This is a genomic window from Mucilaginibacter sp. P2_D11 (genome assembly GCF_056404435.1).
Map to the genome: position 1 here is coordinate 348,558 of NZ_JBFUEA010000001.1, position 24,260 is coordinate 372,817.

A 24,260-nucleotide genomic window follows, 5' to 3' on the forward strand; every position below is an offset into this window, starting at 1 on the left:
AATACCGCAGGTAATGCGGCATAATATAAACAGCTATGCATATTTTTAAGACTACTGATAAAGTTATCGTCAAATACTCGGGCCAGCTTTACAGCTCGGCAGCGTGGACCTGGGACGGTTTCATAAACCGGGAAGGGCTGCATAACGCGGTGCTTAAGGATATCTCAAATCTTTCTGCCAACGAGGCGCTATCATCGGATTTGGAAAAGCTGAGCGCGCCTATCGCCAACCAGGAAATTTGGGCATCGGGCGTAACCTATTTGCGCAGCATGGATGCCCGCATGGAGGAATCTAAAGACGCAGGCGGCGGCGATTTTTACGCAAAGGTTTACAGTGCCGAGCGCCCCGAAATATTCTTCAAATCGCCTGCACACCGTGCAGTTGGTACGGGCGGTACCGTGCGCATCCGTAAAGATTCTAAATGGAACGTGCCCGAGCCTGAGCTGGTGCTGTTTATCTGCAGTGCGGGTACCATCGAAGGGTACATGATCGGTAATGATATGTCATCAAGGGATATTGAAGGCGAAAATCCGCTATACCTGCCTCAGGCAAAATCATACGATGGCGCAGCAGCTGTGGGACCCTGCCTTTACGTACCCGCTGCGCCAATTTCGCCTGACACCAAAATTCAATTGGAAATACTGAGGGGCGAAGAGCTGATGTTTGCTGATGAGATTTTGATCAGCAGGATGAAACGCACGCACCGGGAACTCGCCAAATATCTTTTCATGGAAATGTCGTTCCCGGCGGGTGCATACCTCATGACGGGTACAGGCATCGTACCACCCGATTCGTTCACGCTTAATTATGGCGACGTAATCAACATCACCATTGGCAATATAGGCACACTTACAAACCAGGTAGGGGAATAAATGATGATGAACCTGGAAGGAAAGCAATTGATAAACGGCCAAAGCATCGCTTCGGGCACCGAATATTTCTACGCGGTGAATCGGGCGTCGGGAGAAAACCTGGAATGGCATTTTTTCAATGCCTCGGCAGAAGATATCGAAATGGCTGTTGCTGCCGCACAAAGAGATTTCGCGATAACCCGCAATAAAACGGGTATCGAAAAGGCCCTCTTTTTGGAGGCCATTGCACTTGAACTGGAGAAAGCAGGCCCGCAGCTTATTGAAATGGCCTGCCTGGAAACTGCCCTAACCACTATACGGATAGAAGGCGAACTGGCCCGTACCATCAATCAGGCTAAATTATTTGCTAAGCTATTGCGTGATGGCCATTGGGTAGATGCCAAAATAGATACCGGCGATGCGCAGCGCAAGCCTGCACCAAGGCCGGATATCCGGTCTATGCAGCGGCCAATTGGGCCGGTTGCCATATTTGGGGCCAGCAATTTCCCGCTCGCTTTTTCGGCGGCGGGTGGCGACACCGTAAGCGCGATAGCCGCCGGTTGCCCTGTTGTATTTAAAGCGCACCCGGGTCACCCCGCCACCTGCGAAATTGCAGGCAGGGCTATACTTGCCGCATGTGCTGCCAGTGATATGCCCCCGGGGTATTTTTCATTGCTGCATGGCGATGGGCCGCGGGTTGGTGCCGCGCTTGCCGTTCACCCCGCAATTAAAGCAATTGGGTTTACGGGTTCTTACCGCGTTGGGCGCTTATTATACAATGCCGCCGCCGCCAGGCCCGAGCCTATACCGGTTTTTGCCGAAATGGGCAGCACCAACCCCGTGTTTGTATTGCCGCAGGCTTTACAGCAGCGCAGGGACGCTATTGCCGCAGGCTATGTAGGCGCGCTTACCCTGGGCGTGGGTCAGTTTTGCACGAACCCTGGTTTGTTGATACATGAATCGGGCAGTGAAGATGGGCTGTTTCATCAGGGCATAGCGGATAATTTAAATGCCGCCGCAAGTGGCATGATGTTAACACCTGCCATAGAAGAGGCTTACCGATCTGGCGTATCGGCCCGGACTGGTCTTGAGGGGATTGAAATATTGGCCGAAGGCAATCAAACGGATAACGCCCGGCAACATGCCCCCGTACTTTTTAAAACAAATCTCGCGGCATTTAACCAGCACCATCACCTGGAAGAGGAGTTGTTCGGGCCTTCCGGAATCGTTATAACCGCGTCATCGCAAACAGAAATGCTGGCTTTTGCCGGGAACTTGTCGGGCCATCTGACGGCTACTGTACACGCCACTGATGAGGAATTGCCTGCTTACAAAAACTTGCTGGATGTGCTCGAAACCAAGGTAGGCAGGCTTATTATCAATGGTTACCCAACCGGCGTAGAGGTAGTAGCACCTATGGTGCATGGCGGCCCGTACCCGGCTACTACCGATGCCCGCAGCACGTCTGTAGGCACCGGGGCTATCTACCGCTTTACCAGGCCGGTGTGCTATCAGGGGATGCCCCAGGCTTTACTGCCAGAAGAATTAAAGGATACTAACGAGCTTGAAATTTGGCGTTTTATAAACGGCAATTTCAGCAATGCTTCAATATAAATTATAAAACGAATATATAATGTCACAATTCAGAAGTTCGGATTGGTTTGGTAAGTCGGGTAAAATGGGCTTTTTATACCGCAGCTGGATGAAAAACCAGGGAATGCCTGCCGACTTGTTCGATGGGAGGCCGGTTATCGGTATCTGCAACACCTGGTCGGAGCTGACGCCTTGCAACGCCCATTTACGCGATTTGGCCGAGTCGGTAAAACGCGGTGTTTACGAAGCGGGCGGTTTTCCGGTAGAATTCCCCATCATGTCCTTAGGCGAAACTTTGCTGAAACCAACCGCCATGCTCTTCAGGAACCTGGCCAGTATGGATGCCGAAGAATCGATACGCGGAAACCCTATCGATGGGGTGGTTTTGCTTACGGGTTGCGATAAAACTACGCCATCTACCATGATGGGTGCGGCCAGCGTTGGTCTGCCAACCATTGTAGTGCCCGGTGGGCCGATGCTGAACGGAAAGTTCCGGGGAACCGATATAGGATCGGGCACGGCAGTTTGGAAACTGACGGACGACCTGAAGACCGGCAAAATAACCAACGACGACTACCTGGCAGCAGAAAGCTGCATGTCGCGCAGCGCGGGCCATTGCATGACCATGGGGACAGCATCTACCATGGCCTGTATGGTGGAGTCGCTGGGCATGTGTTTATCCGGCGCGGCAGCTACCCCTGCTGTAGACTCGCGGAAAAAAGTGCTGGCGCAATTATCGGGCAGGCGCATTGTTGAAATGGTGAAGGAAGATCTGACCATATCAAAAATACTAACCCGAGCTGCTTTCGAAAACGCCATAAAAGTAAACGCCGCAATCGGCGGTTCAACCAATTTCCTCATTCATTTAACAGCCATAGCAGGGCGGGTTGGGGTAGAACTAAACATCGACGATTTTGACAAGCTTGGCAGCAGGATCCCCTTGCTGCTTAACCTGATGCCATCGGGCAAGTACCTGATGGAAGACTTTTTTTACGCAGGAGGCTTACCCGTAATTCTAAAGGAGCTCAGCAGCGAATTGGATATGAGTACGGTAACCGTTACCGGTAAATCGCACGCAGAGAACATCAGTAGCAACAGCATCTGCTACAACAAAGAAGTTATCGCGGACTACTCAGATCCTATTATCCCGGAGGCGGGCATAGCTGTATTGAAAGGGAACCTGGCCATTAACGGCGCCGTTATCAAACCCTCTGCAGCCACGCCTGCCTTGATGCAGCATACCGGCAGGGCCGTAGTTTTTGAAACCATAGAAGATTATCACGCCCGTGTTGATGACCCGGACCTGGATATAGACGAAACCTGCGTAATGGTATTGAAAAGCGTTGGGCCGGTAGGCTACCCCGGCATGCCCGAAGTCGGGAACATGGTGTTGCCCAAAAAACTCCTGGATAAAGGCGTAACAGATATGGTGAGGATATCCGACGGGCGGATGAGCGGTACGGCATACGGTACCGTTGTGCTGCATGTGTCTCCCGAATCGGCCATTGGCGGTAACCTGGCCCTGGTACAAAACGGCGATATGATAAGCCTGGATGTACCCGCCAGAAGGATTGATTTGCTGGTTGATGATGCCGTTTTGGAAGAACGTAGACTGTTATGGAAAAAGCCCGCCTACCATACTGATAGGGGCTATGTATCGATGTACCAGCGCCACGTACAGCAAGCCGATAAAGGAGCCGACCTTGATTTCCTGGTAGGGAATTCGGGATCAGTTGTAACGCGCGATTCTCATTAATAAAGATAGTTGACCAACGATGATGATATTCGTACTAATCTTCTGTATACTGCTACTGGTAGCGTTGATAACATGGGCAAAGGTTAATGCTTTCCTTGCCTTTATTATCGTGGCATTGCTGGCCGGCTGCTTATTCGGGATGCCGTTCTCAAACGTTATAGCCTCGATAAATAAAGGGCTGGGCGAGACCCTGGGTTCGGTTGCTATCATCATCGTATTAGGCGCCATGCTGGGCAAACTGGTTGCCGAAAGCGGTGCAGCCCAGCGCATAGCCCATTTTATGCACGATCTGTTTGGCGCCAAGTACGTTACCTACGCCATGGCACTAACAGGCTTTATAGTGGGTATCCCGCTGTATTACAATGTTGGGTTTATACTGTTGGTGCCCATTATTTTTTCGGTGGCTTCCAGCTATCGGTTGCCTTTGCTGTATGTAGGTATGCCCATGCTTACCGCATTATCTGTTATGCATGGCTTTTTGCCGCCGCATCCATCGCCCATGACGCTCATCAGCGTTTTTCATGCAGATATCGTTAAAACATTTGGTTACGGGCTGGTCATTACTATTCCGGCTATACTTATTGCCGGGCCAATATTTGCAAATACATTAAAAAAAATCGGACCAAACGGATCGCAGTTTGCCCACAGCACCGTCGCGCTGCCCGATGATGAATTACCGGGCATAGCCAATAGCATCTTGTCTTCGCTTTTGCCTGTAATCCTCATTTGCCTGGCCTATTTGCTGCCGGTACTTTTTGGGGCGGCACCAATTGTAAAAACCTTGGCCCAATGGCTTGGCGAACCAATCATTGCCATGCTGCTCACAGTAATTATCAGCACCTATACCCTTGGCTTACAAAAAGGCAGGCCCCTGGTCAAGATTATGGAGGGCTACGCAGGCGCTGTAAAAGATATAGCGATGGTATTGCTCATTATTGGCAGTGCCGGGGCGCTAAAGCAAATATTTATTGATAGCCAGTTGAGCAATGTACTGGCGGTAATGCTGGTAAAAAGCGCAATGCCACCCTTGTTGCTTGCCTGGCTGGCAACGGCCTGCCTTCGGCTTTGCCTTGGTTCGGCAACGGTTGCCGGCGTAACGGCGGCCGGGGTATTGTTCCCCATTGCACAGCATGCCGGCCTTGATACCAATTTACTGGTGCTGGCCATTGGTGCAGGCAGCTTGTTTGGCTCGCACGTAAACGATACGGCTTTTTGGCTGTGCAAAGAATATTTTGGCCTGTCGGTAAAAGAAACACTGCGCTCGTGGACGGTAATGGAAAGCATGGTATCCGTAATTGGGCTGGCTGGCGTATTATCATTAAACTGCCTGTTATAAAATGAATGCAAACAATTTAAATCATAAAACCCCTACCTAAATTATGAAGAGAAAAATACTATAAAATCAAAAAAGAGGCAGCAAATGGCCGCCATGGAACACCGTTTTCACAATTGCCAATTTTGTGAAGGGGTTGAAACACAGGATATACCAATTTAACTAACCAAAAATTATGAAAAAAAAGATTCAGGCATCCGGTATGATGCTGTCCGTTTTAATAAGTGTTCTTTCGACACTCATTTTTGCGATGGACGTAAAAGCGAGGGAGACCGGTAATCCTCGTATGTATGGCGAGATAAGCGCCCAAACCGTTACCGGTAAAGTACTCGACGAAAAAGGAGCACCCCTTGTAGGCGTAAGCGTAAGCGAAAAAGGCACCAGCAATGGCGTAATGACCGATGTGAACGGTAACTACAAATTGCAGGTATCTGGCGATAATGCCGTGTTATTGTTTAGCTACATTGGCTATAATCCCAAAACAGAACAACTGAATGGCCGCAGCGTAGTAAACGTAAGCCTGGAGCCAAAAGCAAATGCTCTTAATGAAATAGTGGTAACCGCGCTGGGTATCAAGCGCGAATCCAAGAAATTAGGTTATGCTGCCGAGAATGTGCGCGTAGGCGAGATTACCACCAACCGTAGCACCAACTTTGTGAATGCGCTGGAAGGTAAGGTAGCCGGGCTTGATATTACGCCGCCTTCGAGCGGGCCAGGCGGTAGCACCAAGATCAGGCTGCGCGGCCAAACTTCGTTCGGGAGTGATAATGCGCCGCTGATCGTGTTGAATGGCCTGCCGCTATCGCAAAGCCCCTCAGGCACCAATGGCTACACCCAGTCGGTAGATTTGGGTGATAACATGCAGCAGATAAACCCCGACGATATCGAGTCGATGACCGTATTGAAAGGTGCTACAGCTGCGGCGCTTTACGGCTCGCGTGCCAGCAATGGTGCCATCATCATCACCACCAAAAGCGGTAACAAAAACCAGGGCATAGGTATTGAATATACCTCGAACTTCACCCAAAGCCAGGCGCTGGATTTTACCAATTTTCAATACGAATACGGCCAGGGCGAGAACAACGTACGCCCCAAAACGCAGGGCCAGGCCCAAAGTTCGGGCGCATGGAGCTTTGGCGAAAAATTCGATAATGCGCCTACCTACCAGTTTGATGGCGTACAAAGGCCTTACGCGCCCGAATACAATCGTATAAGCAAATTCTTCCGCCTTGCCAACGCCTGGACCAATACCTTAGCATTCTCCGGCGGTAACGACAAAGGCAGCTTCAGGTTTGCTTACTCTAACCAGGATGCCCAGGGTATTGTGCCCAATAACAATTACAAGAAGAAGATATTCAACCTGGGGCTTAACTATAATTTCACTCCTAAATTATCGGCGCAGGTTTACATGAATTACGATCACGAGTTCAACAAAAACCCGCCGGTTATCGGTATTCAGGGTACTTCGGTTACCAACTATATGTACCGTTATTCCAACTCGGTTAGCCTGGATGTGCTTAGGGATGCCGCCGTTGATGCAAGCGGCAACGAAACGCCTACATCGCGTTTCACCACCCTTACCAATCCTTACTGGATAATGGCTAAGCAGTTTACCAGGCAAACCCGCGATCACCTGTTGGGTACTGCAACATTGCGCTACCAGTTTTTCGACTGGCTTTACCTGCAGGGCCGCGTGAACATGGAGTACAGCACCTCCTTCTACGAACAAAACGTGCCTACGGGTACCCTTGCCAATGCCGCTGCCCCTGCGGGTTTGTATAACGGTGGCTACAACTCCAACGATAACACCTACCGCTCACTCAACGCTGATTTCCTTTTGGGAGGCGGCCACAAGTGGGGCGATTTTTCTTTTGACGCCACTTTGGGGGGTAACACCTTCCCTTCGTCATCAAGCGGGTATAACGTAAGTACTACAAATTTCTACGTTCGCGATTTTTACACATTGGGTAATGGTGTAACCAGCACTTCGGGCTACGGGCTGTCCAAATCAACCGTAAATTCATTTTATGGAACTGCCGAGTTTGGTTATAAATCTTATTTGTTTATAAATGTAACCGGCCGTAACGATTGGTTCTCGGTGTTAAGCCCGGATCATAACCATTACTTTTATCCTTCGGTAAGCGGTAGCTTTGTATTCTCTGAAATGTTTAAGACGCTTCCATCGTGGTTGTCATTCGGTAAGTTAAGGGCCACTTATGCCAATGTAGGTAGCGCTACCGGTGTGGCGCCTTACAGCAATTCATTAACGTATGCTATTTCGCAAAACACCTTCAACGGCACTCCGGTAGGCACCATCAATAATACAACTACGCCAAATCAGGATATTATGCCGTACAGTGTAAAAGAAAAGGAAATAGGCATAGAACTACGGATGTTTAACAGCCGCGTTAATTTGGATATTGCCGCGTACCATAAGAAAACAACAAATCAACCGCTACAGGTATCCCTATCTAACGCAACGGGTTATACAGCCACCATTATCAACGTTGGCGAACTGCAAAACCGTGGTATGGAGTTCCAACTGGAACTGATTCCTGTGAAAAATGAAAACTTCACATGGCGCTCTGCTTTTAATACCGCTTTAAACACCACTAAAGTTATTACTTTGGCAAATGGTCAAAAGCAATTTACCCTGGGGACAGGCGAATTTTTCGGTTCTATTGTTAACCAGGTGGGCCTGCCGCTTAACCAGATACAGGGCGCTACCTACCGCCGCGATGCCAACGGAAAAATCATCGTTTCGGGTGGTAAACCCATAGCAAGTACGTCGCCCGCGCTTTTCGGCAGCGCATTGCCTAAGGCAACCGGTGGCTGGGTAAACACCTTTACCTATAAGAAATTTACGCTGATGGCGCACATTGATTATAAGGCCGGCGGAAAAGTAGTTTCAAGTTCAAACCTTAATTTCCTGAGAGAGGGCTTATCTAAACCATCGCTGATAGGCAGGGAAGGTGGCGTGAAATTCGACGGCGTAAATGCAGATGGTTCAGCAAACACCACAGCCGTTAATGCCGAGGATTTTTATGCCAACTACCGTTCGCAGGGCATCCTCGATCCGTTTATTTATAAATCAGATTTCATTAAGCTGAGAAACGTATCGTTAAGCTACGATTTTTCTAAAATGGTGAAGGCTAAATTTATAAAGGGTCTTGTAGTGTCGGCAGTATGCCACAACGTCCTTATCATCAAAAAATATATTGATAACCTCGATCCGGAAGCGATTCAATCGAGCAATGATGTCCTGGCAGGTTATGAGCAAAGCTCTTTGCCTACAACAAGGACCTACGGATTTAATCTTAACGTTAAATTTTAAAAGCGTACCAATATGAAAAATTATATAAAAATCATTTTATCCGCTGCGTGCCTCTGTTCTGTGGTAAGTTGCGATAAGGGGTTCAGAGACTTAAACGTCAACCCGAACAACCCGACAAGCCTGGATCCCACGTTCCTGTTTTCCAACTCGGAGGTATTAACCTACTCCTCACTTATGGAAACTGAAGCTACGGTTGTTCAACAGTTTATCGATCCTTTTGGCGGGGTAACATCGGCCTTCAACTTTAACGTGCTGAACCAAACGTATTCGGTTTTGCGCTGGAACAACGCTTATCCAAACAGCATTAAACTGCTGGAGCAGGTATTGGCGGCTGCCAAGGGCGATGCTTCCAAAGCCAATTTGTATAACGAAGCAAGGATATGGCGTGCCTACAACTACATGATGCTGGTAGATACTTATGGCGATGTGCCGTACAGCCAGGCGGGCCAGGCTTACCTTAATACCGTGTTTTTGCCTAAATACGATAAGCAACAGGAAATTTATGCCGACCTCGTGAATGAGCTTACCACAGCGACCGCAGCGCTGGACCCCTCGAAAGACATAGTAAAAGGCGATGTGTTTTATGGCGGTAACATTCCGCAATGGAAACGCCTGGGCTATTCGCTATTGCTGCGTATTGGTATGCGCTATTCCAAGACCGATGCTGCCAAAGCTAAAACCATAGTGCAGGCTGCATTTGCCGGCGGTGTTATGCAATCTAATGCCGATAACTGTTACCTGAAATATAACACTGCTTACCCTAACCCGGTTACCCAGCAAATTCAGCAATTGACCAATACCTACTACCTGGCCGAGCCTTTTGTTACCCAATTAAAATCAACCGGCGACCCCAGGTTAAAGTATATCTCTGCCATGTATGCCGACCCGGGAAAAGCGCTAAGTCTTGCTCCGGATACCACATCAGCTAATCAATTCGGCTTGCCGATAGGGTATGACAGCGGTACCTTGCCTTCAGCGCCCGGTTTTCGCGGCAGTAGCGGCTCGGGTTTCAAATATTCGCAGGTAAACTACAGCGTGTTTGGTAAAGTAACCGCACCACAGTTTTTTGTTACTTATGCCCAAACTCAGTTGCTGCTGGCCGAAGCCGTCTTCAGGGGTTATATTTCGGGCACAACCAGCACTTTTTACAATGCAGGTGTAAAGGCAGCAATGGATCAGTTTGCAACCTACGATGCCTCGGCGGTTATCAGCGCTTCAACTCAGGACGCTTACCTCAACAGCGCGCCCATTGTTTACTCAGATGCCAATGCGCTGAAGCTCATCAATACCCAGTACTGGATAAACTCTTTCGGTAACGGTGCCGAGTCGTGGGCCAATTTCAGGCGGAGCGGTTTCCCTGCACTGGCGCCAAATACCTATCCAGGCAAGCAAATAAAAGGCAGCTTTGTACGCAGGTACAGCTACCCACAAACCGAAGCAGGTATCAACGCCGAGAATTATCAAGCGGCAGTAGCCAGTATGGGCGCCGACGATTTGGACACTCCTGTTTTTTGGGATAAATAACGATAATCTCACCCCTTATTACTGTTCTTTCTATGCCCCGGAGCCAAAAGGCTTCGGGGCTTTTTTATTCTCAACTAAATTGCCTGCAAAAAAGCAGGATAAACAAAATGGTATTGCCTTTTGGTCCTGTTCAGCAAAGTTAATGTGGAAGGAGAAGCTGAGCAAGCGTTTACGCCGTTACTTGAGCATAACGCATAAGGCTTTTTATAAAGGCGACGAATTGCCTGGAAGAGGGCGGTATTAGAAAACAAGCGTAAAAAGACCCTACATAAAAAAGTCTCAAAAGCCCTTGCGGATTTTTGAGACTTAGCAATAAGTGGAGCTATCGAAAAAGATGCTGCACCTTAGTTTTTAAAAAGCAGCGAGGCATAACCCCTAAGGCTACGGCGCCAGGTTTGCCATTCGTGCGCTGTTCCGGGCGACTCGTATTGCGAGTATTTGATGCCCTGTTTATCTAACATATTGCGGAACGCGCCGATAGAGCCGGGAAAAGGGTTGGGTTCTTTACTGCCCCAGCTCAGCCAAAGTACGTTGAGTTGTTTGTTGATAGCTGCACCGTCTTTAAACTTGCCATCCAGGAAAGTGTTGGGGTCGAGCACATCCGCGCTTGGATAATTTGACGTACCGCTAAATCCGCCAATGGCCGAGAATTTATCCAGGTTGTTCATAATGATGCGCATGGTTTGGTTGGCACCCATCGATAGGCCGGCTATTGCCCTGTGCCCGCGGTTGGCAACGGTGCGGAATTTTGTATCGATCATCGGGATGATTTCATTAATCATTACTTCCTCAAATATCGAAACAGGGCGGGCGGTGTTATCAGCCGTACCTGTTACGGGTTTATTTGCGTATCCGTTATCCATCACAACAATCATCGGCACGGCCTTTTTATCGGCAATCAGGTTATCAAGTATCAGGTTTGCTTTTCCCTGTACGGCCCAGCCGGTTTCGTCCTCAAAGCTTCCGTGCTGCAGGTACAATACCGGGTAGCGGGTTTTAGTGTTTTCGTTATAACCGGCGGGTGTATAAACAAAACAGCGCCTCCATGCATTGGTTAGTTTAGAGAAGTAAATATTTTCGCTCACCAGGCCGTGCGGAACATCTTTTAGCGCGTAGAAATCGCGGTCGTTAGCCGGTATTTCAATGCCGCTTCCCATGCGGCCTGCACCATAAAAGTAAAGGCTCCCCGGATCGGGAACAGAGGCACCATCAATATTGAGCTGGTAATAATGAAAGCCTTCATCCTGGGGGAGCGACTCGCTCGTCCAAACGCCTTTGTCATCCTTTACGAGGTCGTACTTTTTGCCCCCCAAATCTAACTGTACTTTTGTTGCCTGCGGGGCGGAGATGCTTGCCCTTACCCTGGCCTGGCTGTTTACCTGGGGGTATTGTTTGCCCGGCTGGTTGCTGGTGGCGGGTTTAAAATCTTCAATAAGCGCAGCTTTATCCGATTGCGCCATACCGATGCTGCCGCGCAGGGCGGCAGCTATCAGTAGGATGGCTATTTTATAAAATAATGGAACTTTTTTCACGGTTTTTATTTTTGTGATTTAACTGCGGTTTACCGAAAGGCTTTTGTATAAAGCGTTCCTGTTATTGGTTGAATAACATCGGTGCCAGTTCGTGCAAGCTTCGGCGCCAGGTCAAAAACTCATGTGCTGTTTTATCAGAAACGAAAGAAACGGCATTGTAGCCGGCCTCCTTTAGCGCATCAGTTGCTTTTTTTACGCCGGTTGGATTTTCCTTGCTGCCGCAGCTAATGAAAATAAGTTTGGGTTTTGCTTTGCCGGTAAACTCTTCGGGCTTGTAAACACCGCCGCTAAGCAGGGCATAGTAATCAAAAACTTCGGGTTTGTTAAGCGTAATAGTATGTGTTTCCATCCCGCCCATTGATAAGCCGCCCATAGCACGATGTGCCTTATCGGCAAGCGTGCGGAAATTAGCATCTACAAAAGGTATCAGTTCATCAGTCAACACCGTTTGAAATGCGTCTATCTTAAAATTCCTCATCCCCCCGAATTTGATTTCGTTGGTCATGCCGTAGGTCATTACAATAATGAAGGGTTTTGTCTTTCCTTCGGCAATCAGGTTATCCATAATCAAGTTGGCATGCCCCTGGTTGCTCCATGCGGTTTCATCTTCGCCCCAGCCATGTTGCAGGTAAAGCACGGGGTAGCGCTTAGATTTATCTTTTCCATAACCGGGCGGGGTGTAAACGAATGCCCTGCGCGAGGTGCCGGTGCTTTTAGAAGGGAAAAGTATTTGCTGTACATTACCGTGGGGCACATCCTTAAGTGCGTAAAAATCCAGATCGTGCGCAGGGATCTCAATACCACTTTCCCAACGTGTAGAGCCATAAAAATTTAATGCGCCCGGATCGTTGAAAACGCCGCCGTCAATGGTAAGGTGATAGTAGTGAAAGCCCTCATCCATTGGCCCTTCGGTGGTTCCGGTGAAAAATCCGTCCGCCCCTTTGGTAAGCCTGGTTCCGCCGCGGCCGCCAAGGCCAAGGCTAACTTTTACGCTATCGGCCTGCGGGGCCATGATGCGGAAGCGGGCATAGCCCTGGGAGTTTACCTGTGGGTATTCCTGTCCCGGCTGATTAACGGTAGATGGTTTAAAATCGTCCAGTACTGCTGGTTGATTAGTTTGCCCATTGCAAATACCCGTTGCTAATGTGGCAGCTAAAATGATAGCTAAACATTTCAAGTTCATGGTTTGATAAATTAAGTTTATAAAATGGTGGTTTGGGTTTATTACCCTCGTGAGCGTATTGGTTTCGGTCACGATGCTCAAGTTTAACGATTAATTGTATAAATAACAATTAATTATGGAGATTTTTTTAAGCCTGATCGATTTTTTAGGGCAATGGGCCGCAATGCCGGAATTTGGTTTCCTTTTTAAGATTAATTCATCAAAATAACCCTTGTAATCCGGGCAAAATGCTAAAATTTTTTACCAGTTTTTAGTATAAGAAATCGATTGTAATGAAGATATTACATTGAAATCTATCTTTTGCAGCTTTTTTTGATTGATGATTATTTTGCATCCAGAAAGGCCTGGTTATTTCCGAAGCCAGGAATTTTAAGCTATATAAACAATCGATTGCAGATTTTATAAAATTAACTTGCTATTAAGTGTCTAAAATACATTTAATAATTAAAATGAAATTACATTAGTTACTATCAACCAACTGCTGAATGATCGTTGTTACCGCTTCTCTTATTTGTGAAAAAAAACATTCCTTGCATCTTTTTGGCGAAAACTGCCATCGATAATTGGCTAATGTGAAGATATTGGGCCGCAGGTAAACCATGCCGAAACCCAATGCATCCTCCATTTATGAAGTACATCTATCCAACCGTCGGCAAATTTGTTATTTGTTGTGCAGCAATATTAATTCTGGGGTACAAGCCATCCGCAGCTGCCGTAACAGACAGTACATATGTGCGCAATTCGGCTACGAAGGGCTCCTTCTCCCTGTCGGCGAATGGATTTTCGGCCCCCATCTTTACAAGTAAAACCGATTTCGCGGGCGTACTTCGTGCTGCCGGCGATCTGCAAAACGATATCGGCGCCGTAACCGGGGTGAAACCCGATGCTTCCACAGGCGCGCCCCGGGGGAAGAACATCCTGCTTATTGGTACGATAGGTAAAAGCCAGGTAATAGATGGTTTGATTAAATCGAAGAAACTAAACGTGGCGGGCATTCTGGGTAAATGGGAGTCGTTTGTTTTGCAGGTGGTGGATAAGCCCCTGCCTGGAGTGGACAAGGCGTTGGTGATAGCAGGCAGCGATAAACGGGGAACGATATATGGTATTTACGATCTTTCGGAAAAGATGGGGGTATCCCCCTGGTATTGGTGGGCAGATGTGCCGGTTGCTCACCACGCAGCCCTCTACATTACCGCCGGCAAATTCACAAACGGGGAGCCGGCCGTTAAATACCGCGGCATTTTCATAAACGACGAAGCACCCGCCTTCTCCGGCTGGGCAAAGCAAAAGTTCGGTGGCATAAACCACCTGGTGTATGCCAAAATGTTCGAGCTGATACTTAGGCTAAAGGGCAATTACCTTTGGCCTGCCATGTGGGGCAGTGCTTTTAATGATGATGATACGCTTAACCGCAAAACTGCCGATGATTACGGTATTGTGATGGGTACATCGCACCACGAACCTATGGACCGCGCGCAAACAGAATGGAAGCGATATGGGAGCGGCGAATGGAACTATGAAAAAAACGGTGAAGTGCTCCGTAGTTTTTGGCGAAAGGGCATTGAGAATATGGGCGACGCTGAAACCCTGGTAACCGTAGGCATGCGCGGCGATGGAGACATGGCCATGCAACAGGGAACCAATATCGTCTTATTAGAAAAGATAGTGGCCGACCAGCGCGATATTATTGCCTCGGTTACCAAAAAACCTGCGCGGAAAACGCCGCAGGTATGGGCTCTATATAAAGAAGTGCAGGATTATTATGATAAAGGAATGCAGGTGCCAAACGATGTTACGTTGTTATTATGCGACGATAACTGGGGAAACATTAGGAAATTGCCGGCACTGGATGCCCCCCTGCGTGAGGGAGGTTATGGTATCTATTATCATTTCGACTATGTGGGTGGCCCGCGTAATTACAAATGGATAAATACCAACCCGATAACTAAGGTGTGGGAACAGATGCACCTTGCATACCAGCACAAGGTTGACCGTGTATGGATCGTAAACGTTGGGGATTTGAAACCTATGGAGTTCCCGATTTCCTTTTTTCTGGACTATGCCTGGAACCCCGATAAGATCGGCCCCCGCGATTTGCTTGCCTTTACGCGCAAGTGGGCTACAGCGCAATTCGGTAACCTGCATGCCGGGGAGATAGCAGATATCCTTTCCGCTTACAGTAAATACAACGGCAGGTGCAAACCCGAGTTATTGAACGAGAACACCTACAGCCTGGTTAATTATAACGAGTTTGAGGGTGTAGTTAACGATTATAAGCGTTTAAATAAACAAGCGGATTCGTTATACCGCCTGATGCCGCCGGAATTCAAAGATGCCTATTACCAGTTGGTGCTGCATCCGGTTGAGGCATCGGCAAATTTGTATGCCATGTATTATGCTACTGCGCTAAATCACTTATATGCTGCTCAGGGGCGTTCGGCTACCAATCAAATGGCGGCAGAAGTAAAGACGCTTTTTGACCGCGATGCGCAAATTTCTGATTATTATAACAACCGTTTGGCAGGTGGCAAATGGAGCCACATGATGGATCAAACGCACATAGGTTATACCTATTGGCAGCAGCCGTCGGTTAATGCAATGCCAAAAGTTTCCCTTATCGATGTTCCCCAAATTGGCAGCATGGGCGTAGCGGTAGAGGGCTCCGCCGATTCATGGCCGCGGGCGGGCAATTCAGGCGCCCCATCGCTGCCTCAATTTAATGATCGCATAAATCAAAGCCACTTTTTCGAATTGTTCAACAAAGGCCTTAGCCCTGTCTATTATACTATCATTACGGATAAATTCGTCAGGCTGAGTTCTTATAAGGGAGCCATAGATAAACAAACGCGCATATCTGTCAACATTGATTGGCAGAGCGTGCCGGCAGGTACAAATCAATCCGTAATCAGCATTACTGCTTCTGATGGTATTAGGGTAGATGTTGATTTGAAACTGCAAAGGATATCATTACCGCTGCCCAAAGGATTCCTGCAGATGGATTCTTATGTCTCCATAGAGGCGGCGCACTATCAAAAAGCTATTCCGGGTAGCAGCTATGCATGGGCAGAAATACCCGACTATGGGCGTACCCTGTCGGCGATGACGGTATTACCTTTGAAAAAGGCCAGCGGCAAAACTCCCCTTAATGCGAAACCCTGCCTGGAATACATCGTAACGTTACGCGATACGGGAATGATAGAGCTGAACGCATACCTGGCACCTACCATCGACTTTACCGTGGATAAATCGCTTAAATATGCTGTAGCGATAGACGACGAGCAGCCCCACGTGCAATCATTCGATGCAGATAAAAACCCCCGGCTATGGAGCCAGGCCGTGAGCAACAGTATCAATATAGTCACCACCAAACACCGGGTAAGCAAGTCCGGTACCCACGTTATTAAATTTTGGATGGATAGCCCTGCAATTGTTTTAGAAAAGCTGGTGTTGCAAAACGCGGGCGCGGTTAAACACAGTTATCTGGGGCCGCCCGAAAGTTTGCATAATTAAGAAATCTGTAAGTGTATGCTGCCCTGCGCTTTGCAGTCGCCTTGCCGCGAAGAATACATTTGGTGTGTGATTGTAAACAAATGTGGTATTGTGAAAGCCACAGGATGTATAGATTTAACCCGCAGTAAATTTACCACCGATAACTGCACACCAATAAACTGTCGGCTTATTTAGTCGCTTACCAATGAAGCCAATTTATAACTCAATGAAAAGGATTGTGTACCTGTTGTTTTTTATTTCCCTGCGCGCGGCAGCTCAAAATGCGCCGGCCTATCCGCCGCTGGTGAATTTTACCGCCGACCAGGATAAGGACAATATGATGAAGCAATTGGGCATCATATCCTTACGGCCGGGACCAAGCGGCGATGAGAAAGCGCCCAACCACGCCAATTACGATGAAGCGCTTGCCAATCCTTATCCGGATTATCCAGAGATATTGACCCTGAAAAACGGCAAAAAAGTAACTACGCCCGAGCAATGGTGGAAACTGCGCCGCCCCGAAATAGTGGAGGATTTTGAGCGGGAGGTTTACGGGCGCATACCCAAAGACGTACCGAAAATCTCCTGGGAGGTTAAAATAACCGACCATGAATTTATGGGTTTTACGCCCGTTATTGCCAAGCAATTGGTGGGCCATGCCGATAATTCGGCTTACCCGCTTTTGGATGTAAATATTGCCATGACCCTGGTGCTGCCCGCCAACGCAAAAGGCCCGGTACCTGTATTGATCATGTTTGCTCCAAGCGCGCTTCCGGCCCCCGCGCAACCTTCAAAGGACGAACTCCAAAAAATCAACGATGCCCTCAAAGATTTGCTGTTGAATGCCAGGCCCGACTTGAAATCGATTTTTGACAAGTACCCCGCTTACAATATGATAGCCGCACAAAACTACGGCTTCAACCCTTTCGCACCTAGGCCCACAGGTGATTTGCCCGCTGCCCAGCAACTGATAGCCGATGGATGGGGCTATGTGCTTATCGATCCGGCAAGTATTCAGGCAGATAATGGTGCGGGCCTTACAAAAGGAATTATAGGGCTCACCAATAAGGGCCAGCCGCGCAAACCCGAAGACTGGGGTGCGCTGCGTGCCTGGGCCTGGGGTGCCTCAAGGGCGTTGGACTACCTGGCGACCGAGCCAATGGTAGACACTAAGCATGTGGGTATTGAAGGCGTATCCCGGTACGGGAAGGCGGCGCTGGTAACCATGGCTTTCGACCAGCGTTTTGCCATGGGGCTCATCGCTTCATCTGGCGAGGGCGGTACCAAACCCCATCGCCGCAATTTTGGCGAGGCGGTAGAAAATCTTGCTGGTGGCGAATACCATTGGATGGCGGGCAATTTTATAAAATATGCGGCAAGCAACGCCGGTTTTGGGAGTAGAACAGCCAATGACCTGCCCGTAGACTCGCATGAGTTGATAGCCCTGTGTGCACCAAGACTTACTTTTATAAGCCATGGCATCCCGTCGCAAGGCGATGCTAACTGGCTCGACCACCAGGGAAGCTATATGGCAACTATCGCGGCCGGTTCAGTATTTAAACTGCTGGGCGTTAAAGACCTTGGATTTTCAAACGATTACAAAACGGAAAAAATGCCGGAGGTTAACATAAGTATTTTAGATGGGCAGCTCGCCTGGCGGCAGCACGACGGAGGGCATACCGATGGGCCGAACATCAAGTATTTTATTGGCTGGGCCGATAAGTTCATTGGCCATGCCGCCGCCGGCCGTTAGCCCCTCAACTTTACAAATTTTAAACATGGATCAGTTTTCATTAAAAGATAAGGTAATCGTAGTTACCGGCGGCACGGGTATCCTGGGCGAAGCCTTCGTAAACGGCATTGCCGGTGCGGGAGGAACGGCTGTTATTTTGGGCCGTAAGTTAGAAGTAGCACAGCTTCGCGCTAAAAACATTATCGATGCCGGTGGCCGCGCACTAGCCATACAAGCAGATGTGTTGAAAAAAGAGGAAATTATAGCTGCAAGGGATAAGGTATTGGCTGAATTTGGGAAAATTGACGGTCTGGTTAATGCAGCCGGGGGCAATATGCCCGGCGGAATCGTTCAGCCGGAAGCCGATGTTTTCGAGCTGGATATGGATGGGCTGCGCCAGGTTATGGAGCTCAATTTATGGGGTACCTTGCTTCCAACCCAGTATTTCGGCAAGGAGATAGCTAAAAACGGAACGGGCAGCATCGTGAATATTTCCAGTATGGCATCTCAGCGGGCTATCACCAAGGTGCTGGGCTACACGCTTGCCAAAACGGCCGTAGACGCTTACACCAAATGGTTTGCCGTGGAAACAGCCAACCGCTACGGAGACAAAGTACGCATGAACGCCATAGCGCCGGGTTTTTTCCTTACCGAACAAAACCGTACCCTGCTTACCACGCCCGATGGTGGTTTTACCAGTCGTGGCAACCTAGTTATTAACCAAACGCCCTTTAAGCGCTTTGGCGTGCCTGAGGAGTTAGTTGGCGCTTTGATATGGTTGTTAAGCGATGCCTCGAAATTTGTTACCGGCACAGTGATTAATGTCGACGGTGGTTTCGCGGTTAATAGTGGGGTATAGAAATAACATGCAAACCACCATATTAAATAAATCATAGATATTTTATAAACGAACGGGCTATCAAAATGATTGAAAATAAAGCTACAAACTATCGGTGGACCGTATGCGCGCTAGTGTTTTTCGCAACCACCGTTAATTATCTCGATAGGTCGGTAATCAGTCTCCTTAAATCAAACCTTACAACGGAGTTTAAATGGGACGACGGCGATTATGCCAATATAGAGATTGCGTTTAAGGTAGCATACTCCGTTGGCTTGCTGGCTGCCGGGCGGATAATAGACTACTTAGGCACAAAAAAGGGTTACCTGCTTTCTACCTTGTTCTGGAGCATTGCAGCGGTTTGCCATGGCTTTGTGAGTAGCACGTTCGGTTTTGGTGTAGTGCGTGCTGCGCTGGGGTTGAGCGAGTCGGGTAACTTCCCTGCGGCCATCAAAACTGTGGCCGAGTGGTTCCCTAAAAAAGAGCGGGCCCTGGCAACGGGAATATTTAATTCGGGGGCCAATATCGGTGCCATCATCGCACCGCTCACCGTGCCATTTATTGCCCTGGTATGGGGTTGGCGATGGGCATTTATCATAACAGGGGCTGTCGGCTTTATTTGGATAGTGCTCTGGATAATCTATTATGAGATACCATCGAGGCAGAAAAGGTTAGGAGTAATTGAATTCAAACTCATAAATTCCACTGATGATCAAGCCGAAAGCCAATCCTCTTTGGTTAAAGTAAGCTGGTTTAAATTGCTCAGCTTCCGGCAAACCTGGGCTTTTTCTATCGGCAAATTCCTTACCGACCCCATTTGGTGGTTTTACCTTTTTTGGCTACCCGATTTTTTGCAAAGCCAATACAAAGTAACGGGCACGGCAATGGCATTGCCGGTGGCGTTGGTGTACACGTTTTCGGCATTCGGCAGTGTTTTTGGTGGCTACCTGCCAAAGGTATTGATAGAAAAGAACTGGCCGGTATTTAAGGCACGCAAGGTATCCATGTTTTTTTATGCGCTGGCGGTTGTCCCCATAATTTTCGTCCAGGTATTGGGCAGCATAAATATGTGGCTTGCGGTATTTATTATAGGCCTTGCTGCGGCGGCGCATCAGGCCTGGAGCGCTAATATTTTCACCACGGTTTCAGACATGTTCCCGAAGGACACCGTGGGTTCGGTTACCGGGATAGGCGGCATGTTTGGTTCGGTGGGCAGTGTTTTGCTATCGTTGTTCGTGCAGAAATCAATGTTTATCCATTACCGTGCAATCGGGCAGATAGAGACCGCCTATTACATCATGTTCGGCGTTTGCGGAGGTGCATATATCCTGGCCTGGCTCATCATGCATTTTATGGTACCCAAACTTAAACAGATTGCGCTTTGAACAAATAGACATGGCTTGCAAAAGACATAACAGACTGTATGTGTACAAGTAACTGAACCCGCAAGTTTATTGAATTGCCAGGAAGTAATGCACCGACGGATAAATATCCCGATGCATGACTGTATTGGGCCATAGCGGCTTTAGCGTCCGGAGAATATAAAAAATAAATCATGCAATCGATTGCAATTGATAAAATTTAAACTATTTTCGTTTTAAAATAAAGCCAATACCCGGCACCCGCAATATTCGAGGATTTTTCGGGGCTTGGTTAACCGTTATAATTTACAGCGAGACCCGCTGAAACCTAATACTAAATGAGTCATAAATGAAATCTCTTTCGACCGGCGATTACATCGTATTTTTAGTCTATTTCCTTATTGTAGCCTGTTATGGTTACTGGATATACCGCCGCAAGCATAATGCCGACGCTACCTCCAAAGATTACTTTTTAGCGGAAGGCTCCCTCACCTGGTGGGCCATCGGTGCATCCTTAATTGCGTCGAACATCTCTGCCGAGCAGTTCGTGGCCATGAGCGGCAACGGCTTTACCATGGGCCTGGCCATATCTACCTATGAGTGGATGGCTGCCCTTACGCTGATCATCGTAGCGGTATTCTTTATACCGGTGTATCTCAAGAACAAGATATTCACCATGCCGCAATTCCTGCACCAGCGTTACAACAGTACGGTTGCCATGATTATGGCCGTGTTCTGGCTGCTGCTGTACGTAATCGTTAACCTAACCTCGATACTGTACCTCGGGGCTATCGCGATCAACGGCATCTCTGGCATCGATTTCAAATTATGCATAGCCGGTTTGGCCATCTTCGCCATCATCATCACGCTGGGCGGGATGAAGGTAATTGGCTATACCGACGTTATCCAGGTGTTCTTCCTGATATTGGGCGGTTTAGTAACCACCTATATCGCCGTTACTAAAGTAGGTGAGTACTATGGCCACCCGGGCCTGCTGAACGGCATGTCTGACATGTACAACCACGCCAACGACCACTTCCAGATGATATTGAAGAAAGACAACAAGAGCTATGGCGACCTGCCCGGCTTGACCGTGCTGATAGGTGGTATGTGGATAGTAAACCTTAACTATTGGGGTTGCAACCAGTACATTACGCAAAGGGCATTAGGTGCCAACCTGAATACTGCACGTAGCGGTATCTTGTTCGCTGCTTTCCTGAAACTGCTGATGCCGCTGATCGTGGTATTGCCGGGTATTGCCGCTTACATCCTGTACAAAGAGAACGTATTCAATGCAGATATGACGGGCAGCATCACCGCCAACCACGATAATGCCTAYCCKGTATTGCTTAACTTACTGCCTACCGGCGTAAAAGGTTTGGCTTTCGCAGCTTTAACGGCCGCAGTAGTAGCTTCGCTGGCCGGCAAAGCCAATAGTATMGCTACCATCTTTACGTTGGATATCTACAAGAAGAAGATCCGCAAAGATGCTACCGATCACCAACTGGTGGTAGTAGGCAAGATTACCGTAGTAGTGGCCATGATACTGGGCGTAGCGATATCGCCATTCCTGGGCATCGACAAAAAAGGCGGCTTCCAGTTCATACAGGAGTACACCGGCTTTGTGTCGCCGGGTATCTTCGCCATGTTTATCCTGGGCTTCTTCTGGAAGAAAGCATCATCCAATGCGGCATTGTTCGCCACTATCGGCGGCTTCGCGTTCTCGGTATTCTTCAAATTCCTGCCCAAGATGGTCGATTTGACCTCGTTGGCCGGAAGCGGGTTCGCCTACAAGAACGCGGAAAGCGGCCTGTACGAGATACCGTTCCTGGATAGGATGGGCTTCGTATTCGCCATTTGCGTGGCAGGTATGGTTATCATCAGTTTGATAGATGCAGCCAAAGGCAAAGAAACCAACGGCCTGGAGATAGATGCCAAAATGTTCAAAACATCGAACGCTTTTGCGGTTGGTGCTATGCTGGTTTGCGGCATACTGGTGGCCTTATATACAATCTTCTGGTAACAGAATAATGCATTTTTATAAAAAAGGGCACCTTCGTCGGGTGCCCTTTTACATTTATGCTTATTTTCTTTGAAGCTTAGTTCCTGTGGCCATTGCCACGGTTATCGTGTTTTACCTGTTTCCGGTCGTTCCGAAAATCTTTGCGATCGTTACGGATGTCTTTCCGGTCCTGGCGTATATCCCTGCGGTCCTGGCGCACATCGCGGCGATCGGCTACCCAATGGTTTTTGTATTTATCATCGCGGCTATCGCGGATGATTACCTGGCTTTTGCGACCTCTGTAGCTGGCATATTTGGCACGGTAGACATTGTTGCGTACCCATGGGTTGCGTTCGTTTACCACTACTTTATAGCCATTGTACACGTTATAGTTGCTATACCTTGCAGGCAATGCCGCACGGTGCACCCACACATTGTTCTCTACGTAAACGTATTGGTGGGCGGGGATATCGTAGTAGGCATCAATATCCGGCATGTAGTAGTAGTCGGCGTGGTCGTACCCAACAGGGCCCCACTCGGGCTGGCTGCCAATATTTATATTTAAACTTATTTGTGCCTTAGCTGCCTGGAAACTCAGGGCGCTTAAGAATATTGCGGTTGTTAATATAATCTTTTTCATTTTCGTATGTTTTGCAGGTATGACAAGCAAACACACCAGATGGTTTAAATAGCATATAGCCGCGATGGGGTTATAACAGGGATGTTACAGGAGCGCGGAAAGAGCCGCCTGTAATTAATTGAGGCGATAGGGTATTAACGCGTCCAGTTCTCCGTTTTGCCGTTGCTTTCTATCCATACCTCCAAATAAACGTTTTCTGCTATTGGCTTGCCTTTATCTTTGATGATGTCAAACTGCAGTTTTCGTATAGCATCGAAAATAAGCGCCTTGCAGGTCTCTGTTTCTTTTACTTCATCGGGATCAATTTTTTCCTCATCCGACAGCATCACTTGAGAAACTGTGCCCGCCGGACCTATCGTGATGATGTATTTATAGGAGCAATCGCAATCCGGGGCCTTCTTCCATTTTATCTTTTTTATTTTCTTAAATAAGATGTCCGAAAGCTTTACGCCGTATTTTCTATCTATACCGCCGTGAACATCAGCGTAATTTGTAACATCTTCTGTTTTCAGAACCTTTCCGCCAAAGACATTCAGTACTCGTTCTTTCTCGAATATCCAATAAAACACACCATCCCATCTTACTGGGTTGCGGTTTATCGGAAAACTGATGTCTCCTGAAAACCAATCGATAAAAACCTTGCCGTTTACAAATTTATACCCGAATACCTTTTTCATCATCTCATCCGACCAGGCCCTGTACTTCTCGCCCTGGCGAAGCGTACCGCATGGTATCATATCAGTCAAAAAAAGACTGTCGTTTTCTATATTATAAACTGCCTGGTAACCCCTCCAACAGTTAACAGATGCTCCGTCCCGGAAACTCAAGCCAAATAGCCTCCCGGAATCTATCGGGAGCTGGCTTTGCAAATAGCGTTCAACAATGAGGTTGTATGTGACGATGGTATCGGACTTATAGATGATATAATCCGGCATCTGGGGACTGGCCAGGCTGCGGTATGCCGAACATAATAAAATCAGTGGAAGCAGCAGGATTAGGCACTTGTGTTTCATCTTCGTTTATTACCATGATGCGGCAGCTGGCGTTTTTTCATAAATTATTTTTAAAATAAACGAGCAAAAAAAAGCCCGC

General features: G+C 48.1%; 15 protein-coding genes. 11 read left to right on the forward strand and 4 right to left on the reverse strand.

Going from position 1 to position 24,260, the window contains the following annotated elements:
• Window positions 1-35 precede the first annotated feature (35 nt).
• The 6 genes from AC1DXC_RS01455 (at window position 36) to AC1DXC_RS01480 (ending at window position 10,391) form a co-directional block, all read left to right on the forward strand.
• Window positions 36-872: a fumarylacetoacetate hydrolase family protein gene (locus AC1DXC_RS01455; protein WP_477457344.1), complete on the forward strand. Its 837-nt coding sequence runs from the start codon at window positions 36-38 to the stop codon at window positions 870-872.
• Complete coding sequence (locus AC1DXC_RS01460) at window positions 873-2,465, forward strand: aldehyde dehydrogenase (NADP(+)) (RefSeq protein WP_477457345.1); 1,593 nt, start codon at window positions 873-875, stop codon at window positions 2,463-2,465.
• A 19-nt stretch (window positions 2,466-2,484) separates the two neighbouring features.
• The gene (locus AC1DXC_RS01465) at window positions 2,485-4,200 is read left to right on the forward strand and encodes an IlvD/Edd family dehydratase (RefSeq protein WP_477457346.1); all 1,716 of its coding nucleotides are present in this window, start codon (window positions 2,485-2,487) and stop codon (window positions 4,198-4,200) included.
• 19 nt (window positions 4,201-4,219) lie between these two features.
• The gene (locus tag AC1DXC_RS01470) at window positions 4,220-5,536 is read left to right on the forward strand and encodes a gluconate:H+ symporter (protein WP_477457347.1); all 1,317 of its coding nucleotides are present in this window, start codon (window positions 4,220-4,222) and stop codon (window positions 5,534-5,536) included.
• A 172-nt stretch (window positions 5,537-5,708) separates the two neighbouring features.
• A complete protein-coding gene (locus tag AC1DXC_RS01475; RefSeq protein ID WP_477457348.1) occupies window positions 5,709-8,867 on the forward strand; it encodes a SusC/RagA family TonB-linked outer membrane protein in 3,159 nt (1,052 codons plus the stop codon).
• Between the two features lie 12 nt (window positions 8,868-8,879).
• Entirely contained in the window at window positions 8,880-10,391 is a 1,512-nt protein-coding gene (locus AC1DXC_RS01480) for a SusD/RagB family nutrient-binding outer membrane lipoprotein (RefSeq protein WP_477457349.1), read from the forward strand.
• Between the two features lie 344 nt (window positions 10,392-10,735).
• Here the strand turns inward: AC1DXC_RS01480 and AC1DXC_RS01485 are convergent, their stop codons facing one another.
• The gene (locus tag AC1DXC_RS01485; protein WP_477457350.1) at window positions 10,736-11,923 is read right to left on the reverse strand and encodes an alpha/beta hydrolase-fold protein; all 1,188 of its coding nucleotides are present in this window, start codon (window positions 11,921-11,923) and stop codon (window positions 10,736-10,738) included.
• 61 nt (window positions 11,924-11,984) lie between these two features.
• The gene (locus AC1DXC_RS01490; RefSeq protein WP_477457351.1) at window positions 11,985-13,106 is read right to left on the reverse strand and encodes an alpha/beta hydrolase-fold protein; all 1,122 of its coding nucleotides are present in this window, start codon (window positions 13,104-13,106) and stop codon (window positions 11,985-11,987) included.
• 627 nt (window positions 13,107-13,733) lie between these two features.
• Here AC1DXC_RS01490 and AC1DXC_RS01495 point away from each other — a divergent pair.
• The 5 genes from AC1DXC_RS01495 (at window position 13,734) to AC1DXC_RS01515 (ending at window position 22,549) form a co-directional block, all read left to right on the forward strand.
• Window positions 13,734-16,616 carry a glycosyl hydrolase 115 family protein gene (locus AC1DXC_RS01495; RefSeq protein ID WP_477457352.1) on the forward strand — a complete coding sequence of 961 codons (2,883 nt, stop codon included), beginning with the start codon at window positions 13,734-13,736 and terminating at the stop codon, window positions 16,614-16,616.
• Between the two features lie 205 nt (window positions 16,617-16,821).
• The gene (locus tag AC1DXC_RS01500; protein ID WP_477457353.1) at window positions 16,822-18,348 is read left to right on the forward strand and encodes an alpha/beta hydrolase family protein; all 1,527 of its coding nucleotides are present in this window, start codon (window positions 16,822-16,824) and stop codon (window positions 18,346-18,348) included.
• Window positions 18,349-18,373: 25 nt separating this feature from the next.
• Window positions 18,374-19,186 carry an SDR family oxidoreductase gene (locus AC1DXC_RS01505; RefSeq protein WP_477457354.1) on the forward strand — a complete coding sequence of 271 codons (813 nt, stop codon included), beginning with the start codon at window positions 18,374-18,376 and terminating at the stop codon, window positions 19,184-19,186.
• 65 nt (window positions 19,187-19,251) lie between these two features.
• A complete protein-coding gene (locus tag AC1DXC_RS01510; protein WP_477457355.1) occupies window positions 19,252-20,550 on the forward strand; it encodes an MFS transporter in 1,299 nt (432 codons plus the stop codon).
• Between the two features lie 325 nt (window positions 20,551-20,875).
• Entirely contained in the window at window positions 20,876-22,549 is a 1,674-nt protein-coding gene (locus tag AC1DXC_RS01515; RefSeq protein ID WP_477457356.1) for a sodium/sugar symporter, read from the forward strand.
• Window positions 22,550-22,625: 76 nt separating this feature from the next.
• On the opposite strand, the gene AC1DXC_RS01520 is transcribed toward AC1DXC_RS01515, so the two are convergent.
• Window positions 22,626-23,168, reverse strand: coding sequence for a hypothetical protein (locus AC1DXC_RS01520; protein WP_477457357.1), 543 nt, complete (start codon window positions 23,166-23,168; stop codon window positions 22,626-22,628).
• Between the two features lie 134 nt (window positions 23,169-23,302).
• Window positions 23,303-24,181, reverse strand: coding sequence for a hypothetical protein (locus AC1DXC_RS01525; RefSeq protein ID WP_477457358.1), 879 nt, complete (start codon window positions 24,179-24,181; stop codon window positions 23,303-23,305).
• Between the last annotated feature and the right edge of the window lie 79 nt (window positions 24,182-24,260).

What these genes read in the sequence shown, in the direction of transcription:
- AC1DXC_RS01455 (WP_477457344.1), top strand. Translation starts at nt 36, where the DNA reads ATGCATATTTTTAAGACTACTGATAAAGTTATCGTCAAATACTCGGGC.
- AC1DXC_RS01520 (WP_477457357.1), bottom strand. Translation starts at nt 23,168, where the DNA reads ATGAAAAAGATTATATTAACAACCGCAATATTCTTAAGCGCCCTGAGT.
- AC1DXC_RS01465 (WP_477457346.1), top strand. Translation starts at nt 2,485, where the DNA reads ATGTCACAATTCAGAAGTTCGGATTGGTTTGGTAAGTCGGGTAAAATG.
- AC1DXC_RS01470 (WP_477457347.1), top strand. Translation starts at nt 4,220, where the DNA reads ATGATGATATTCGTACTAATCTTCTGTATACTGCTACTGGTAGCGTTG.
- AC1DXC_RS01525 (WP_477457358.1), bottom strand. Translation starts at nt 24,181, where the DNA reads ATGAAACACAAGTGCCTAATCCTGCTGCTTCCACTGATTTTATTATGT.
- AC1DXC_RS01510 (WP_477457355.1), top strand. Translation starts at nt 19,252, where the DNA reads ATGATTGAAAATAAAGCTACAAACTATCGGTGGACCGTATGCGCGCTA.
- AC1DXC_RS01480 (WP_477457349.1), top strand. Translation starts at nt 8,880, where the DNA reads ATGAAAAATTATATAAAAATCATTTTATCCGCTGCGTGCCTCTGTTCT.
- AC1DXC_RS01490 (WP_477457351.1), bottom strand. Translation starts at nt 13,106, where the DNA reads ATGAACTTGAAATGTTTAGCTATCATTTTAGCTGCCACATTAGCAACG.
- AC1DXC_RS01500 (WP_477457353.1), top strand. Translation starts at nt 16,822, where the DNA reads ATGAAAAGGATTGTGTACCTGTTGTTTTTTATTTCCCTGCGCGCGGCA.
- AC1DXC_RS01495 (WP_477457352.1), top strand. Translation starts at nt 13,734, where the DNA reads ATGAAGTACATCTATCCAACCGTCGGCAAATTTGTTATTTGTTGTGCA.
- AC1DXC_RS01475 (WP_477457348.1), top strand. Translation starts at nt 5,709, where the DNA reads ATGAAAAAAAAGATTCAGGCATCCGGTATGATGCTGTCCGTTTTAATA.
- AC1DXC_RS01460 (WP_477457345.1), top strand. Translation starts at nt 873, where the DNA reads ATGATGATGAACCTGGAAGGAAAGCAATTGATAAACGGCCAAAGCATC.
- AC1DXC_RS01505 (WP_477457354.1), top strand. Translation starts at nt 18,374, where the DNA reads ATGGATCAGTTTTCATTAAAAGATAAGGTAATCGTAGTTACCGGCGGC.